The organism is Fulvivirga imtechensis AK7 (assembly GCF_000331535.1).
Classification (GTDB): Bacteria; Bacteroidota; Bacteroidia; order Cytophagales; family Cyclobacteriaceae; genus Fulvivirga; species Fulvivirga imtechensis.
This window is the reverse complement of sequence record NZ_AMZN01000163.1, coordinates 1-944: the sequence shown is the minus strand read 5'-3', so window position 1 is coordinate 944 and position 944 is coordinate 1. Positions and strand designations below refer to the sequence as shown.

Here is a 944-nt window from a genome sequence, read left to right as displayed (position 1 = left end):
CATCAGTAGCTATGATGTAAGTGTCGTAGTAGATCCTGGCTTGGCAGGCACAGCAAGCACCGCTAGCGGTACAACAGATGTAAATTTGATCTCTGCCGATATATTTATGAATACCACCAATGGTCCTTTGGATGTTGTTTATACGGTCACGCCTTATATAGGTACTTGTACCGGCCCTGACTTTACTATTACAGTAACGATAGATGAGGCTCCGGTATTCACGGGCAATCTCGATGCCACGGTATGTACTGGCGATGCTATCGGAGTTGTTTTGCCATCTACAGACGATGATGGGGATGCCATCAGTAGCTATGATGTAAGTGCCGTAGTAGATCCTGGCTTGGGAGGCACAGCAAGCACCGCTAGCGGTACAACAGATGTGAATTTGATCTCTGGCGACATATTTACGAATGGCACCGGTGGTCCTTTGGATGTTATTTATACGGTCACCCCTTATATAGGTACTTGTGCCGGCCCTGATTTCACCATAACGGTAACGTTAGATGAGGCCCCGGTATTCACAGGCAATCTTGATGCTACGATATGTACTGGCGATGCTATCGGAGTTGTTTTGCCATCTACAGACGATGACGGGGATGCCATCAGTAGTTATGATGTAAGTGCCGTAGTAGATCCTGGTTTGGGAGGCACAGCAAGCACCGCTAGCGGTACAACAGATATGAATTTGATCTCTGGCGATATATTTACGAATACTACCAATGGTCCTTTGGATGTGGTTTACACTGTTACACCTTATATAGGCACCTGTGCAGGTCCCGATTTCGCCATTACCGTAACCATAGATGAGGCTCCTGTATTCACTGGTAATCTTGATGCCACAGTATGCTCTGGCGATGCTATCGGAGTTGTTTTGCCATCTACAGACGATGATGGGGATGCCATCAGTAGCTATGATGTAAGTGTCGTAGTAGATCCTGGCTTGG

At 46.9% G+C, this 944-nt stretch carries 1 protein-coding gene; it reads left to right on the top strand.

All coding sequences use genetic code 11. From position 1 onward, the window contains the following. Positions 1–944: PKD-like domain-containing protein (locus C900_RS27475; RefSeq protein ID WP_040497697.1), on the top strand; the 944-nt coding region annotated here is incomplete at both ends.